We start from the raw sequence: 14,825 nt of genomic DNA, 5'->3' as shown, positions 1-14,825 counted from the left end.
CTTCACGACGCGTGCCCGGCTCCACGACGTCGGAGGCCCTGGCCTGTCTCCCGTGGCCCCGGGGCCGCCCCACCCGCGTACCCACGCGGGCTTCCGGTGCCCCGGCCCGCCGGAGTCTCCCGGCGGGGCGGGCACACGTGAGCGGCGCGGCCGGGGGAACGGACCCAGGGCCGGGGGGCCGGGGCCGTCACCGTACGAGGAGCCGGTTCACGCGCCTGGGCAGCAGCAGCCCCGCCCAGCCCAGGAGCGCGTACCCCACCTGGCCGGGCGCGAGCATGCCGAGGATCGCCCCGGTGTTCGCGGTCGGCGCGCGCAGGAACTCGCGCATCCGCGGGTGCGCGTGCGGCACCCCGTTCCCGGACAGCAGCAGCGTGAGCACCGCGACCAGCACCACGGCCGCCCAGACCACGTCCACACCGGTCAGGCCGCCCAGCCACCCCTGGATCCGGTCGAGGGCCACGAACGCGTAGGCGGGCGTACCGGTCGCTTCCGGGCCGGGCGCGGTGGCGGCGAACACCGCCGCCGCGCCCATCGCCGCCATCGCCCCGGTGACCCCTCCGGTGGCCGCCAGCCCCAGCCGCATCGCCAGTTCGCGCGCCTGCCGGGTCAGTTCCTCCTGTGAGGGGTAGTGGCGCCAGGGCCGCCCCGCCGACCGGGCCTCGCCCATGGCGTTCGCCCGCCGCCAGCGCAGGAACCGCCAGGTGTCGCAGAGCACCGAGGGGCCGCGCCGCGCCGCGATGGCCGCGACGGCCAGCTCGTGGGCGATCGTGGACACCGTGGTGGCCAGGGTGATCGGCAGGTCCACCCAGGACAGCGCCGTCCGGCGGAACAGCGGCGCGATGTCGGCGGGCACGCGGACCCGCATGGCCACCGAACGCCCCCGCGCCCGGCGGCGCAGGCGGGCCAGCGGCGGCTGCCCGGGCAGCGGCGGCGTGGACTCGGCCGCGGTCGCGATCATCCGGTAGTCCATGGCCACCGCGCAGAGCAACAGCAGCACCAGCAGCCACGGGGTGAGCACCCCTCCGCCGAGGAGGCCGTGCACGAGGTCGGAGGCCGGGTGCAGCTGGGCGTTGGCCAGCCGCGCGTTCAGGTTCAGGTGCTCCAGGAACGCCAGGGTCAGCGCGACCGGCGGCAGCAGCCACAGCCAGGCCCCGTAGCGGCGGCCGACGACCGCCAGGCCGATCGCGGCGCCGACCAGGCCGGTGGTGACGGCGTGACCGGAGAAAACCGCGAGCACGGTGCCCGCGGGGTCGGTGACGGTGCTGCCGCCGGGCAGGAACAGGTCGGTCCCGGCGGACGGGCCGGCCCCTCCGAGGGCCACCTGCGTGAGCAGGCGCTCGGCCAGCTGGAACCCGGCCCCGGAGGCCGCGGCCAGCAGCAGGAAGTCCACCGCGGCCAGGCGGCGCAGCCTTCGGCGGGCCGCCAGGGCCAGGAGCAGCAGCGGGAGGAGCTTGCCGACCTCCTCCACGGTCACGGCGACGTAGGTGTAGCCGAGGACGCCGTAGGGGTCGCCGCCCAGCAGCCCGGTGACGGCGGACTCGGCGAGCGCCAGGGGCCACAGCAGCAGCGCGCCGAACGCGGCCATCCGCAGCAGCGAGGCGAAGGAGACCGTGCGGGAGCGGGCCAGCAGGGCCAGCTGGAACAGCAGGACGAAGGAGGCGGCCAGCACGGGGAACGCGGCGCCCAGACCGGGGACGGCCAGGGGCGCCACGAGCAGCGCCGCCACCATGAGCCACCCCCAGGCCCCGCGCAGGGCCCGCAGGGAGCGGACCGCGCGCGGCGAGCGCCGCCGCGCGCGTTCGGCGCTGCGGGCCAGGAGTTCGGCCGGGTCCGGGCCGGGCCCGCGCGAACCGCGGGCGTGGCGCGCGCCGGTCTCGGCGCAGTGGTAGAGCTGGGCGGCGCGGGTGAGGACCGGGCCGCCCTCCCGTCGGGCGCGCGCGGCGAAGTGGCTGCGGGCCTGGGGGATGTCGGCGCCGACGAGTTCGCGGACGAAGTCGGCGGGACCGGCCGCGACGGTGAGCTCGTCCGCGGTGACCAGGACGGCGGCGGAGAAGTCCTCGACGCAGACCAGGAAGTCGGTGGGCGCGGGCCCCCAGCCGCGGATGAGGTCGATGAGGGTGTCGGTGTCGAGGGGGACCTCGGTGACGGGGTCGTAGGAGAACTCGGGCCTGGTCCGGCACACCAGGAGCCGGTCCACGCCCATGGCGCGGCCCGCGGCGACGACCGCGCGGATGAGGTTGCGGTCGCGGGGGACCAGGAAGGGGGTGGTGACCTTGCCGTCGGCCCGGATCCAGTGGGGGTCGAACTCGGTCGCTCCGGCGCAGACGCGCAGCACGAGGTCACGCGCGAGCATGGCCTGTTCTTCCATGGGTCACCTCGTGCCTGGGGGCTCACTCGGGGGCGGACGGGCGCTCGCTCGGGGGCGGAGACCACGGGCCCGTTTCCGCCGCCTTCCGGACGGATCGGCCCGACCGAGCATAACGGTGGGCCGTCCGGCCGGGGGAGTGCGCCGTGGGACCCTCCCCCGGCGGCGGAGGCCGGCGGCGGGTCCGCCGGACGCGAGGCGTGTCGGTCATTCGTGTTCCTCGCGTCGTCGCTGGTCGACACGGTGGCTGCGTCCCGGCGGCCTTCTTCCGGGCCGCGGCCGTGTTTGACAGGACCCGATCCTTGGTATCTACTTTCCATATAGAAAGTAGATGCGAAAGAGGAGATGGACATGGCCAGCAATCCCGAGCTCGACCAGGTCGCCGACGCCCGCCGCAAGCTCGCCGCCCACACCGACCTGCCCGCCGCCTACTGGGTCTTCCTCGCCGCCGCGGGCGTGCTCATCGCCGGACTGCCGATCTGGTCCGCCGTCCTGCCGGGCAGCGGCCCCTACTTCCAGTGGGCCGTCCTCGGCGTGGTCCTGGTCGCCACCGCCTACTCGGTCGTCCAGCGCCGACGCAGCGGCGTGTACATGCCGCGCTACATCACCTCCTACCCCGGCGCCCGGCTGATGTGGATCGCCGCCCTGGCCGTCGCGGGCGTGGGCTACATCGGCATCAACCTCCTGGTCGACCAGGGCATGATCGGCTTCGCGCTCGCCGCGCTGGTGCCCGTGGCCGCCCTCGTGCTCGCCGGGCAGATGCTGGTCCGCTCGGCCGTGCGCCGCAGCATCGAGAACGGCAGGGTCAAGTAGTGACCGCGCTGCACCGCCCCGGCGGCGGCGCCTCCGCCGGAGGCGCCGCCGCACGCCAACCGATCCTGGAGACCGGCCCGCGCCTGGCGATGTGCGCGCTGTTGCAGAGCGCCAAGTGGGTCGACTTCGCCACCGTGCGCGACCTGCTCGGCGTCAGCGATCCGATGGTCTCCAAGCACAGCCGCACCCTGGAGGACGCCGGACTGCTCGAAGTCCGCAAGGGAGCGGTCGGGCGCCGACCGAAAACCTGGTTCCGCCTGACCCCGGTCGGACGAACGACCCTGCAGAGCCACCTGGCCTGGCTGACCGGCCTGGGATCAGCGGTCGAGCCCGACACCTGAACCGGGGCGGGGAGTCCGGGCCGGCCGGAACCGCGGCGGCCCGCTCCGGCTCCGACGCCGGGGAGGAGGGCCCCGGCCGCGGGGAACACCAGGTGCCGCCCGCGCTCGACGCGGGCGGCGCTCTGCGTTTCGGCTGGAAACGGGGCGGCGCGGAGCGTGAACGACCCTGCCGACGGGGGCGCGGACCGAAGGCGCGCCGGGTCCGCGGCGGAGCCCCGCCGCGGTCTCCCGCACGCACCGGTCCGGCCTCCCGGGCCCTCCCGTTCCCCGGGGCGCCGCGCTCCGCGGCCGCCGACTCACACCCGCGCGCCGGGCGCGGGCGCCCCACCGCCGCGGGGAGCGCCCGCCTCCCCTCCTCCTTCGCCGAGGGGTTCGCGCGAGGGCCGCGGTCCGGCTCCGAAGGCGTCCGCGCACAGCTGCGCGAAGTGCCGCACCCCCGGCAGGTCGAGCGCCCAGCCCGCGAGCGCCCACCCCAGGTGCAGGTGCTCCAGCGCCCGGGCCAGCGCCGACACCCCGCTCCAGCGCAGTCCCTCGGAGTTCTCGTAGGTGAGGCGGTACAGCACCTCGGGGTGCTCCGCCGCAGGTCGCGGCTCCAGCGCCACCGGCGCGCGGGCGGTGAGCCAGCCGCCCAGGCCCCGGCACATGGCGCAGTCCGCGGCCACGTACAGCGTGCCCGGCGCGCGGCCGGGCCACGGCCGCCACCGGGGCAGCCAGGACCGCACGCCCGCCCGGTAGGCATCCCAGTCCCCGCCGAACGCCGCCCGCAGCTGACCGCCCTCGTGCCAGGCGGCGAACCCCGCGCCGTAGGCGAAGGCCACGAGCGCGCCGAGCAGCAGCCACGGGTCGCCGGTCACCGGGGCCAGGACCAGGTACACCCCGGCGACGGTGGCCTGCATCGGGTTGCGCAGGTAGGCGTAGGGGCCGCTGGTGACCAGCCGCGACGGCGGGTCGAAGGGCAGCGGGGTGCCGCCGCCCACCCGCGCGAACTCGCGGGCCGCCGCCAGTCCCGGCAGGCACACCGGGGCCAGGACCTGGGCTGCCACGAAGGCCGTGCCCGGACCGGGCAGGGAGTCCAGCGCGGCCAGCGGCAGGACCACCATGGCCCCGAACGCCAGGAGCGCCTGCGCCCACATCCGGGCGTGCACCAGCTGGCCGGTGCGCGTCCAGTAGGCCAGCATCAGCGCGGGGATCAGGCACAGCGCGGAGCCGACGAACTCGCCGAGCAGCCAGAGCGGGCCCAGCACCACGACGGGTTCGGCGAGCGGCATGACGATGACGTCCACCCACACGAGCAGGCCGCTGAGCAGCGGCACCGGCAGCAGGCGCAGCAGCAGCGCGGGCAGCGCGCCCCACAGCACCGCCCAGGCCAGCAGCAGGTCCACGGGCATGCCCAGCCACACCGCGCCCTCGGCGTGGAAGGACCACCAGCCCGCGCGCAGCGCGTACAGGTTGAGCGGGACGAGCGTGAGCAGGGCCCACGCCCCGGCCACCAGCATCGCCGCGACCTCGCGCGGGCGGGGCGCGCGCCACAGGCACAGTCCGGCCAGCAGGAGCAGCGGGGCGAACAGGCCGACGCCGCGGACCAGCGCCGCGGGCAGTTCCGGGATCATCGGGAGCCCTCCAGGGCGGCGGCGCCGAAGGTGACGGCGAGGTACTCGGCGGCCAGGTCGGTCGTGTAGGACTGGATCGGCCCGAAGTACCACGAGGGCTCGTAGGTGCGCTCGTAGTCGATGGACCAGGCCAGGCGGGTTCCGCCGCCCTCGGCGCGCCACACGGCCTCGGCGCGGCGCATGTCCATCCAGTTCGCGAAGGCGGTGTCCTCGACCACCTCGAAGACCACGCGCCCGCCGTCCTCGCGGACCTCGCTCCCGGTGATCCGGAGCTCCATGTGGCGCGGCGTGGGCTCGGCGCCCGGTTCCAGCGTGCGGCGCGGGGTGAAGCGGACGTGCCGGGTGTCGCCCACCTCCAGGCCCCCGCCGGAGGCCGAGACGGGCTCGGGGAAGGGCACGGCCCGCAGGAAGAGCGCGTCGGGGGCGGCGTAGGCGGGCGGGGCGGCCAGGGCGGCGGCGACCTCGTGCGGGGTGGCGGGAACCAGGACGTGGCCCCCGCCGCGGTCCTCCCGGGGCAGCAGGGAGGTTCCGGCGACGCCCTCCAGGGCGAGCACGAACAGCAGCGGCGCCGCGAACAGGGCGTGCCGGGAGCGGTCCCGCCAGGCGACGAGCGCCCCGGCCGTCCAGGTGACCACGGCGACGACCCCGTAGATCAGCGGCGCGGCGATGAGCAGGCAGACCATGCCCTCACCGAGCAGGGGTCCGGCCAGGGCCAGGCAGAGGGTGGTGACGGCCATGGTGACGCCCATGGCGCTGCGGGCCCGCACGGTGAACACCACGAGCAGGGCGATCGTCGCGGGCAGGCCGACGTAGAACAGCGCGGTCTGGTCCAGGCCGCCCCAGTGGTGGATCCGGAGCGCCAGCAGGGCGGCGAAGGCGGCCAGGACCAGGGCCGCGAGCAGCAGGCGCGCCCTGGAGGGCGCGGGGGAGTCGCTTCGGGGCACGGGGGAACTCCTTCAGCATGCGATTAAATCGCTTGGTTTAATCACTCGATTAAACCGTATGCTGAAAACCTCCCCGAGAGCAAGGAGGGCCATGGCCAAGGGCGGCGGAGGACGGCGCACGAGCGAGGAGACCAGGGAGCGGCTCCTGGCGGCGGCCAGCGAGGTCGTGCGCGAGGAGGGCTACGCCGGGGCGTCGGCGCGCGCCATCGCCGCGCGCGCGGAGGCCAACTCGGCGCTGGTCTTCTACCACTTCGGCGGGGTCGACCAGCTGCTGCTGGCGGCGCTGGACCGCTCCAGCGCCGAGCGCATGGCCATGTACCGGGAGATCGCGGCGCGGGCGAACACCCTGGAGGAGCTGGTGGAGGCGGCGATGCTCATCTACCGGACCGACCTGGAGCGCGGCTACATCACCGAGTTCTCCGAACTGGTGGCCGCCGCCGTCACCAAACCGGAGCTGCGCACGCAGATCCGGGACCGCTCGGAGCCGTGGATCGCCTTCATCGAGCAGGAGTGGAACCGCGTCCTGGGCGGATCCGCCCTCGGGAAGCTGCTGCCCGCCCGCGAGGTGGCCTACGGAGCGATCACGTTCTACCTGGGGGTGAACCTGTTCTCGGTGCTCGACGAGGACCACTCGCGCACCGAGGCGGTGTTCGACCTGGCCCGCGGGCTGGCCCCCCGGGCCAAGCTCCTGACGCTGCGCCTGCCGCGCCGCGACCGGGGGGTAGGCTCGCCCGCGGACGAGGAGGACGCATGAGCACAGGCATCACGGTGGCCCCCGGGATCGAGTTCCCCGACACCGCCGACGGCCGGACCCACGTGGCGGCCGCGGTGATCGCCGACGACCGGGGAAGGGTCTTCGCCCAGCGCCGGTCCCCCACGCGCAAGGTGTTCCCGCACTGCTGGGACATCGTCGGCGGACACGTCGAGCAGGGCGAGACCATGCTGGAGGGGTTGGCGCGCGAGGTCGGGGAGGAGACCGGCTGGCGGCTGACCGGGGTGCTGGCGGAGCTGTTCCGGCTGGACTGGGACCCCGGGGACGGCCTGACCCGGCACGAGGTGGACTACCTGGTGCGGGTGGAGGGCGACCTGGACGCGCCCCGCCTGGAGCCGGGCAAGCACACCGAGTTCCTGTGGGTGGACGACTCCCTGGTGCACCGGCTGCGCGACGACCGCGACCCGGGCGACTACTTCATCACCGACATCGTGCAGCGGGGCATCGACGCCGCCCGCGCGCTGGGCACTCGGACGACGCGGGACCAGGGTTAGTGCGTCAGAGCCTCGGTGACGTGGAGGGCGAGGGCCAGCCACAGCGCGCCCGCGCCCGTACCCGCGCCCCAGGCTCCCCCGGGACTCACCACCGCCGGCCGCGCTCCGGCACCGGGGCGGATCAGATGTCGGTGGGCATCCAGGCGAGCACGAGCCCGAGCCACACGGCGAACGGGCCCGCCACCAGGTCCCGGCCCCACCCCAGGGGCCGGTCGGCGGACGGAGGCACCCCCTCCCGTGCCTCTTGGACGAACCGGGTGATCCGTTGGGCGGCTTCCTCGTCCCGGGCCGGGGTGCTCCCCCAGGCCCTCGAACAGAACGCCCTTCCGTCGAGGAAGTGGACGGCGACCCCGTTCCCGGCGTCAACCCGCGCGACCCACTCGACGGGTACGGAGACCCACACGGCGTACCGCTTCAGGAGCAGGCGCGTCCCGGTCAGGCGAATCTCCGGATAGACGGTCCGCTGCCAGACCACCAGCCCGAGGACCGGCAGGAGCGGGGCCGCCACCAGCGCGTACCAGTCGCCCTCCCCCGTGCCGAACACGAGCACCGCGGAGAGCGACGCCATCACCAGCACCGCGGCGACACCCAGGAACCGAAACCGGCCACGGTACAGGGTGACCGGAGGCACAGCCGAAGGGTCGGACCGGTCGTCGGCCTCCCGCCCGGCCCGGAGCCGGAGCAGGAGGTCGTGGGACGGGCTTCCCGGAAGACCGATCACGCCCCAGAAGACGAACCCCGCCGCTCCGACGAGGGGCGCTCCCTCACGCGCGCTCCAGAGGACACAGGCCACGGTGAAGAACCCCCACCAGATCCGCGCGCACGAACGGGGAAGCCGTGCGGCCCGCAGCGCATCGCGCCACAGCCCCGCACGACCGCTCCTCCAGTCGCCACCGCGGTGGGCGGCGATGCGACGCGTCTCCGCGTACAGCGCGACCAGGGTTCCGACGAGGAACAGCGGGAGGAGGACCGCTGCGGTGATCACACGGCACCGGCCGGGGGTGCGGAGGCGGGGAACATGGGGGATGCCCGTCGTGTCCGGAGGAGGGGACCCCAGCATCCCACGGCGGTCCGGCACCCCTCCCCCGGCCCCGCACGCGAACGGCGGACAGACAGGGCTTGAGCCCGCACCCTTCGGTCCCGCCCCGAGCGGACCGCACCGGAGCGAACCCATGGGGGCTCGGCTGTGCGCGTTCCGGGGACGGCGTCCCCGCGGCCGGGCGGGCGACCCGGTCCCGGCCCGGTTCCGCCTCAGGCCGCCCGGCGGACCTCGGCCACCGCGAGCGGCAGCGCCTCCAACAGGTCGGACGCGCTGATCGGGGCACCGTCCCGGGCCAGCGAGGCGGCGCGTCCGTGCAGGTAGGCGCCGCACATCGCCGCCTCCCTCGCGGGCAGCCCGGCGGCCAGGAGCGCGCCGACCACCCCCGACAGCACGTCTCCGGTCCCGGCGGTGGCCAGCAGCGGCGTTCCGGTCGGGTTGACGACCACCGGGGCCCCCGGGTGCGCGATCACCGTGGTCGACCCCTTGAGCAGGACGGTGCACCCGAAACGGTCGCGGGCGCGGGCCGCGTGCTCCAGACGGCGCGCCTCGACGTCCCCCCGGTCCGCGCCCAGCATCCGGGCCAGCTCCCCGGCGTGCGGCGTCAGGAGCGTGTGCGCCTTCCGCTCCCGCAGCAGCTCGCACAGCGGTTCGCCCCACTGCCCGGTGAGCAGGGTGAGCCCGTCCGCGTCCACCAGCACCGGGACGTCGCTGTCCAGGACCGCTCGGAGCTCGTCGGCGTTGGCCGGGTGCGTGCCCCGGCCGGAGCCGACCACGACGGCGGACACCCGCCCGGGCGACAGGTCGGTGCTGTTCTGCGGGTCGAGGAGGCTGGCGACGGTCTCCGGCCAGCGGGCGAGCACCTGGTCGACCACGGCCGGGCCGCCCCCGTAGCGCACCATGCCGACCCCGGTGCGCAGCGCTCCGCCCACGCACAGGACGGCGGCGCCCCGGTAGCGGTCGGAGCCCGCGCGGACGGCGAGGACGCCCCGCCGGTACTTGTCCGACTCCGCCCCGGCGACCGGCAGGAGGGAGGCGATGTCCGCAGCCCGCGGACTGACCAGCTCGGGCCCGGGCAGCTCCGGGGTCAGCCCGATGTCCACGAGACGGACCCGGCCCGCGCGTTCGGCGCCCGGATCGACGAACAGGCCGGGCTTGTGGGTGCCGAAGGTGACCGTGACGTCGGCGCGGACGGCGTGCCCGGCCACCTCGCCGGTGTCGGCGTCCACCCCGCTGGGCAGGTCCACGGCGACCACGGGGACGGGCGCGTTGGCGGCGAGCAGGGCCAGGGTGGAGTGCGGCCTGCGCAGGCCTCCGCTGCCGCCGATGCCCACGAGCCCGTCCACGACGAGGTCGGCGTCGAACAGGTCGCTCTCGTCGGCGAGGGCGTCGGTGAACCAGCGGACCCGCCCTCCCGCCGACCGCAGGGCGGCGATCCCGCCCTCGTGGACGCGCCGCCCGGCGATCAGGGCGCGCACGGCCGCGCCCCGGGCGGCCAGCGCGGCGCCCGCGTACAGCGCGTCGCCCCCGTTGTCGCCGCCGCCGACCATGAGGACGACCCGTGCCCCGTACACACGGGGCAGCAGCCGCGCGCACTCGGCGGCGAGTGCGGTGGCCGCCCTGCGCATGAGGGCCCCCTCGGGGAGGCGCGCCATGAGCGCGCGCTCGGCCTCGCGGACGGTGTCGGCGGTGTGTGCGGAGCGCACGGGTTACCTCCCAGGTTCGGGTCGGCCACCATCGTGCCGCAGAGGGCTCCGGGTACGGGGACTCCGCCACACCGGGTGGCCGACAACAAGGAATTTTCTACACAAAGTGATCACCCCTCTACCCTTCGGAGTGTCGACTTGACACAATGGGGGGCATGCCTCGACCGAGCAAATACGTCTCTCGGTCCGATCTGGGATGGGGTTCCTCGCCCGCGACCCGGGCCAATCCCCGATCCGGACTGGTCATCCACTACGACAGCACCGACCAGGGGCTGGCCGCGAAGGACCACTCGGCCTGCCTCAAGTACTGGCGCGACACCCGCTCCTTCCACACCGGCCCCTCCCGCGGCTGGGCCGACGTCGGATATTCCTTTATGTCCTGTTCGCACGGATATGTCATTGAAGGCCGGGGGCTGTACAAGACCCAGGCCGCGCAGCCGGGGGGCAACACCTCCCACTACTCGGTGACCCTGGCCACCGGTCCCACGGACGCCATCACCCCGGAGCAGATCAACGCCGTGCGCGCGCTCCGCCAGTGGCTGATGGAACCGGACACCTCGATCGCCGGAACGGTGCTCGGGCACCGCGACTTCGTCTCCACCTCGTGTCCGGGCGACAAGGCCTACGCCCTCGTCCGCGACGGCACGTTCGAAAAGCCCCCCGGGGAGATCACGGAGGTAAACGACATGCTCGGACTCGCGATCGGCAGTACGGGGGACGCGGTCAAGCTCCTCCAGCTCAAGGTCACCCGGGCGGGCTTCGGCGACACCCTGGGCGCGGGCGGGGTCGACGGCGACTACGGGGAGGCCACCGCCGAGGCCGTGCGACTGACCCGCAAGTACGTCGGCAGCCGCGCCCTGCCCGGGTACGGCGACAAGATGACCGCCCACGCCGTCGACCAGGTGGAGGCCGCCGTCATCAAGCGCGCGCTGGCGGGGGGCGCCGCGAAGGCGGAGGCCCCCGCGGAGGAGGCCACCCCGGCGTAGGGGGAGCACCGACGGGTCGGGGCGCTCCGCGCTCCGACCCGCTCCGACGCCGCCCCCGGAACCGGCCCCGGGCCGACCCCCCGTCACTCGCAGGCGACGCCGTCGCCGTCGCGGTCCAGGTGGGAGCCGTAGCCCGGGTCGCCGCGGCGTACGGGCGCCGCACCCGCGGCGCGCGCCGCGTCGCAGTTCTCGTAGTAGGCCGGGGCGCCGCCGGTGTCGCCTCCGCCGCCCCCGCCGCTGCCGCTCCCGCCACTGCCGCCGTCGTCCGGGCGCTCGGTCACCGTCTCCGTGACGGTCTCCGTGGCGGTGACCGTCACCTCCACCTCGACCTCCTCGGTCGCGGTGGCGGTCGGCTCCACCGTCTCGGACACGGTCGCGGTCACCGTGGCGGCCGGGGGCGGCGGCCCCGCCTGGTCGGAGCCGCCTCCGGCCAGCGCACTGGCGCAGGAGCCGATCATCACGGTCAGGACCAGGGCGCCGAAGCACCCCAGGCATCCGAGGCCGATCTTGCCGCCGGTGGACACGGTGGCGGGGGAACGCGGGGGCAGGGACACGGCGGGGCTCCGGGGGATGCGCAGGGAGCGGCGGAGCGGGAACCGCGCTGGACGGGCGCGTGCGGGCGGGGCACGCGCGTGCGGCGACGATATCCGAGCCAGCCGCGAAAAGGATCCCCTTTGCGGTAAAAAGCGGCTTCCGCCGGATCCGACCGCTCTGCCGCCGCCCCCGAACGCTCCGTCGTCGGGCCCGGACGCCCCACCGGGCACCTCGGGAGAGCCGACCGGACACCGGCGAACGTCGGGAACACAGCGTGAAGCCCCGGCCGCGGGGCGCGCGGCCGGGGCTTCGCGGTGCGTGCGTGGACTACTGGACCGTCGTGACGATCGGGTCCTCCATGCCGAAACTGGGGTCGTAGCGGACCTCGGTCACCACGACCTCGCCTACCACGGCGATCTGCCCCGAGACCGAGGAGCCGGGCGCGAGGGTGCCGACCTCGATGTGCTGGATGTCGGCGAAGATCGCGTCGGCCCAGTCGGTGCGCTCGGTCCCGTCGGAGAGCACGGTCGTGAAGTACAGCGGGTTGATGTCGAGCGGCTCGTCGCCGTTGTTGGTGAGCTCGACGTCGAGCACCGTGTAGACGGTGTCGTCGATGGTGTCACCGGCCGTGCCCGCGGCGGTGGCGGTCAGGGTGACGCCCTGCTCGTTGGCGGGCTCCTCGGCCGCGCCGCCCTCGGACTCCTGCGTGCCCTCCTGCTGGGTGGGGGCCGAGGACGTGGAGGTCGACGTGCTGTCGCCGCCGCCCGCCATGGAGGCGATGATCACGATGACGATGACCACGATGAGCACCAGGCCGAGGCAGCCGCCGCCGATGCCGAGGCCGACCTTGGCGCCGGTGGACATGCCCTTCTTCGGCGGCGGGCCGTAGGGGTCTCCGGGACCACCGGGGGGCATGCCGCCGTAGGGGGGCTGGCCGGGGGGCGGACCGCCCGGACCGCCGTAGGGCGGCTGACCGCCGGACGGGTCGCCGTAGCCCCCGCCGGGAGCGCCGTAGCCGGGCTGGCCGCCGTAGGACTGGTAGCCGCCGGTGCCGTCACCGTGGGGAGGCTGCTGGGGGCCGGAAGGGTACTGGGGATAGGACAACGGGGTGCTCCGGTCTTCGTACACGATGCCTGAGGGAATGTGCCGCGGGCCTGAGCCGTGTACCGGCTGGAACACATGCGGCTTCGAGGACCATATCCGACGCGGGTGTGCCGCCGCCTCGCAAGCCCCGTGTCAGAGCTGTCCGGAATCGGACGTTTCCGCTGGCGGCCGGGCCTGGACCCGGTCGCCGCCGGGGGACGGTGCGATCCGGTGACCCCGACGTACTACGCTGTGTCGTAGAAGCCCGCTGGCATGGCGTGAGGACGACGAGCGGAGGCGGCGTGGTCGACTGGCTGACCATGACGATTCAGATGGTGTCACTGGCGTTGGCCGGGTGGTGCCTCGTCTCGACCTTGCGCGACCAGCCCATGGTGGTCCCGCACCTGGTAGGCATGGCTGTCCTGTGGCTGCTCGTGCTCGGACAGGTGACCGCCACCGTCGTCACCATGGTCGGCGGCGAGCGGCCCGCCGAGACGGCCATGTTCGTGTCCTATCTGGCCACGGTCGCCCTGCTGCCGCCCGCGTGCGCCGTGTGGGGCTTCATGGAGCGGAGCAGGTGGGGCCCGGCGGTGATCGCCTTCGCGTGCCTGATCCTGCCCGTCCTGTTCGTCCGCCTCGAACAGCTCTGGAGCCCCGTTGTCTGAGTCCGCCGCGACCCGGGACAGAACCCTGCGCACCGGCCCCGGCCGCCTGCTCGTCGCCGTGTACGGGGTGTTCGCGCTCGCCGCGACCGCGCGCGGGGGCTACCAGCTGGCCACGAGGTTCGACGAGGCACCGCTGGCCTACGGGCTCTCGCTGCTCGCCGGGGTGATCTACCTGGTGGCGGCGGTGGGCCTGGCCCGGGCCGGGCGGACCTCGCGCAGGGTCGCGCTGGTCTCGTGCAGCGTCGAACTGGTCGGTGTGCTGGCGGTGGGCGCGGTCAGCCTGCTCCTGCCGGGGGTCTTCCCCGACGACACGGTGTGGTCGAACTTCGGCGCCGGGTACCTGTTCATCCCGCTGGTGCTGCCGGTGCTGGGCCTGTGGTGGATCCTGCGCGTCCACCGCATGGACCGGGGCGTCGGGGGCCGCGGCGCCTGAACGGCGCCCCCGGGCCCGCTTCCGGGTCCCGCGTCCGGGCGCCCTCCCGCGGGCCGGTACGGCGGCGGACACCGGGCACACCCCTCCCCACCTGCCGGGACGGAACGCCTAGTGTGGTGCCCATGTCCGAACTCCTGACCCTGCCGGTGGCCGTGTCGGCCGACTGGCTCCGCGAACACCGCGACCGGGTGGTCCTCGTCGACTCCCGGTGGTACCTCGACGGGCGCTCCGGCCGCGACGCCCACCGCGCCGGACACCTGCCCGGCGCCGTCTTCACCGACCTGGACACCGACCTGGCCGCCCCGGCCAGCCCCGAGGGCGGACGCCACCCGCTGCCCTCCGCGGCCGACTTCGCCGCCGCCCTCGGCCGCCTCGGCATCGGCGACGACTCCTCCGTGGTGGTCTACGACGACGCGGGCGGTTCCGTGGCCGCCCGCCTGGTGTGGATGCTGCGCGTGCTGGGGACCCCGGCGGCCTTCCTCGACGGGGGCCTCCAGGCGTGGGCCGGCGAACTGGAGGAGGGCGACGTCACCCCCCGGCCGGTGCACCGCACCCCCCTGCCCTGGCCCGCCGACCGCGTCGTGCACACCGACACCGTCCGCGCCGAGGCGGGCGATCCGGCACACCTGCTGGTCGACGCCCGCGCCCGCGAACGCTACACCGGTGAGCGGCCCGCACCCGTCGACGCCCGGCCGGGGCACGTGCCGGGCGCCCGCAGCGCCGAGTGGACCGCGAACCTGGGCGATGACGGGCTCCTGGCCGCCCCGGGAATCCTGCGTGAACGCTTCGCCGCCCTCGGCGCCGACTCCGCCGACACCATCACCGCCTACTGCGGGTCGGGGGTCACCGCCTGCCACGACCTGCTCGCCCTGGAGCACGCCGGGTACTCCGGCGCCCGCCTCTACCCGGGGTCGTGGAGCCGTTGGGGAGGCGACGACACCCTCCCTGTGGAGACCGGCGACCCCCGGGCCTGAAAACCCCGCGCACCGGGGCGTGGGCGCCTCGGCCCGAGCCGCCGGACGCGGGGCGCCGGTGTCCCG

At 75.0% G+C, this 14,825-nt stretch carries 15 protein-coding genes; 8 read left to right on the top strand and 7 right to left on the bottom strand.

The window, feature by feature from the left end; genetic code table 11:
- Positions 1-187 precede the first annotated feature (187 nt).
- Positions 188-2,368, bottom strand: coding sequence for a PrsW family intramembrane metalloprotease (locus NDAS_RS25680; protein WP_013156180.1), 2,181 nt, complete (start codon positions 2,366-2,368; stop codon positions 188-190).
- Positions 2,369-2,716: 348 nt separating this feature from the next.
- On the opposite strand from NDAS_RS25680, the gene NDAS_RS25675 reads away from it, so the two are divergent.
- Both NDAS_RS25675 and NDAS_RS25670 read left to right on the top strand, forming a co-directional pair.
- A complete protein-coding gene (locus NDAS_RS25675) occupies positions 2,717-3,178 on the top strand; it encodes a hypothetical protein (RefSeq protein WP_013156179.1) in 462 nt (153 codons plus the stop codon).
- Entirely contained in the window at positions 3,178-3,519 is a 342-nt protein-coding gene (locus NDAS_RS25670; protein ID WP_013156178.1) for a transcriptional regulator, read from the top strand. The genes NDAS_RS25675 and NDAS_RS25670 overlap by 1 nt, the downstream gene beginning before the upstream one ends.
- A gap of 296 nt (positions 3,520-3,815) precedes the next feature.
- Here the strand turns inward: NDAS_RS25670 and NDAS_RS25665 are convergent, their stop codons facing one another.
- Together NDAS_RS25665 and NDAS_RS25660 are read right to left on the bottom strand one after the other, a co-directional pair.
- Positions 3,816-5,129, bottom strand: coding sequence for a methyltransferase (locus tag NDAS_RS25665; RefSeq protein WP_013156177.1), 1,314 nt, complete (start codon positions 5,127-5,129; stop codon positions 3,816-3,818).
- Complete coding sequence (locus NDAS_RS25660; protein WP_013156176.1) at positions 5,126-6,073, bottom strand: hypothetical protein; 948 nt, start codon at positions 6,071-6,073, stop codon at positions 5,126-5,128. Before NDAS_RS25660 ends, NDAS_RS25665 begins: the two co-directional genes overlap by 4 nt.
- A gap of 91 nt (positions 6,074-6,164) precedes the next feature.
- Between NDAS_RS25660 and NDAS_RS25655 the strand changes: the two genes are divergently transcribed.
- Positions 6,165-6,827 carry a TetR/AcrR family transcriptional regulator gene (locus tag NDAS_RS25655; RefSeq protein ID WP_013156175.1) on the top strand — a complete coding sequence of 221 codons (663 nt, stop codon included), beginning with the start codon at positions 6,165-6,167 and terminating at the stop codon, positions 6,825-6,827.
- On the top strand, positions 6,824-7,339 hold the full coding sequence (locus NDAS_RS25650; protein WP_013156174.1) for an NUDIX hydrolase: 516 nt from the start codon (positions 6,824-6,826) through the stop codon (positions 7,337-7,339). The genes NDAS_RS25655 and NDAS_RS25650 overlap by 4 nt, the downstream gene beginning before the upstream one ends.
- Positions 7,340-7,460: 121 nt before the next feature.
- On the opposite strand, the gene NDAS_RS25645 is transcribed toward NDAS_RS25650, so the two are convergent.
- Both NDAS_RS25645 and NDAS_RS25640 read right to left on the bottom strand, forming a co-directional pair.
- Positions 7,461-8,324, bottom strand: coding sequence for a hypothetical protein (locus tag NDAS_RS25645; protein ID WP_041553417.1), 864 nt, complete (start codon positions 8,322-8,324; stop codon positions 7,461-7,463).
- Positions 8,325-8,590: 266 nt separating this feature from the next.
- Entirely contained in the window at positions 8,591-10,084 is a 1,494-nt protein-coding gene (locus NDAS_RS25640) for a bifunctional ADP-dependent NAD(P)H-hydrate dehydratase/NAD(P)H-hydrate epimerase (protein WP_013156172.1), read from the bottom strand.
- Positions 10,085-10,239: 155 nt separating this feature from the next.
- Here NDAS_RS25640 and NDAS_RS25635 point away from each other — a divergent pair, with 155 nt between their 5' ends.
- Entirely contained in the window at positions 10,240-11,070 is an 831-nt protein-coding gene (locus tag NDAS_RS25635; RefSeq protein WP_049800401.1) for a peptidoglycan recognition protein family protein, read from the top strand.
- 83 nt (positions 11,071-11,153) lie between these two features.
- Here the strand turns inward: NDAS_RS25635 and NDAS_RS25630 are convergent, their stop codons facing one another.
- Together NDAS_RS25630 and NDAS_RS25625 are read right to left on the bottom strand one after the other, a co-directional pair.
- Positions 11,154-11,624: an excalibur calcium-binding domain-containing protein gene (locus NDAS_RS25630; protein WP_013156170.1), complete on the bottom strand. Its 471-nt coding sequence runs from the start codon at positions 11,622-11,624 to the stop codon at positions 11,154-11,156.
- 307 nt (positions 11,625-11,931) lie between these two features.
- Complete coding sequence (locus NDAS_RS25625; RefSeq protein ID WP_013156169.1) at positions 11,932-12,708, bottom strand: DUF4352 domain-containing protein; 777 nt, start codon at positions 12,706-12,708, stop codon at positions 11,932-11,934.
- 281 nt (positions 12,709-12,989) lie between these two features.
- Between NDAS_RS25625 and NDAS_RS25620 the strand changes: the two genes are divergently transcribed.
- The 3 genes from NDAS_RS25620 (at position 12,990) to NDAS_RS25610 (ending at position 14,759) form a co-directional block, all read left to right on the top strand.
- Positions 12,990-13,352 carry a cyclin family protein gene (locus tag NDAS_RS25620; protein ID WP_013156168.1) on the top strand — a complete coding sequence of 121 codons (363 nt, stop codon included), beginning with the start codon at positions 12,990-12,992 and terminating at the stop codon, positions 13,350-13,352.
- Positions 13,345-13,785: a hypothetical protein gene (locus tag NDAS_RS25615; protein WP_013156167.1), complete on the top strand. Its 441-nt coding sequence runs from the start codon at positions 13,345-13,347 to the stop codon at positions 13,783-13,785. Before NDAS_RS25620 ends, NDAS_RS25615 begins: the two co-directional genes overlap by 8 nt.
- Positions 13,786-13,907: 122 nt before the next feature.
- A complete protein-coding gene (locus NDAS_RS25610; RefSeq protein ID WP_013156166.1) occupies positions 13,908-14,759 on the top strand; it encodes a sulfurtransferase in 852 nt (283 codons plus the stop codon).
- Positions 14,760-14,825 lie beyond the last annotated feature (66 nt).

Source organism: Nocardiopsis dassonvillei subsp. dassonvillei DSM 43111 (assembly GCF_000092985.1).
GTDB classification, from domain to species: Bacteria; Actinomycetota; Actinomycetes; order Streptosporangiales; family Streptosporangiaceae; genus Nocardiopsis; species Nocardiopsis dassonvillei.
This window is presented reverse-complemented; position numbering and strand designations above follow the sequence as displayed.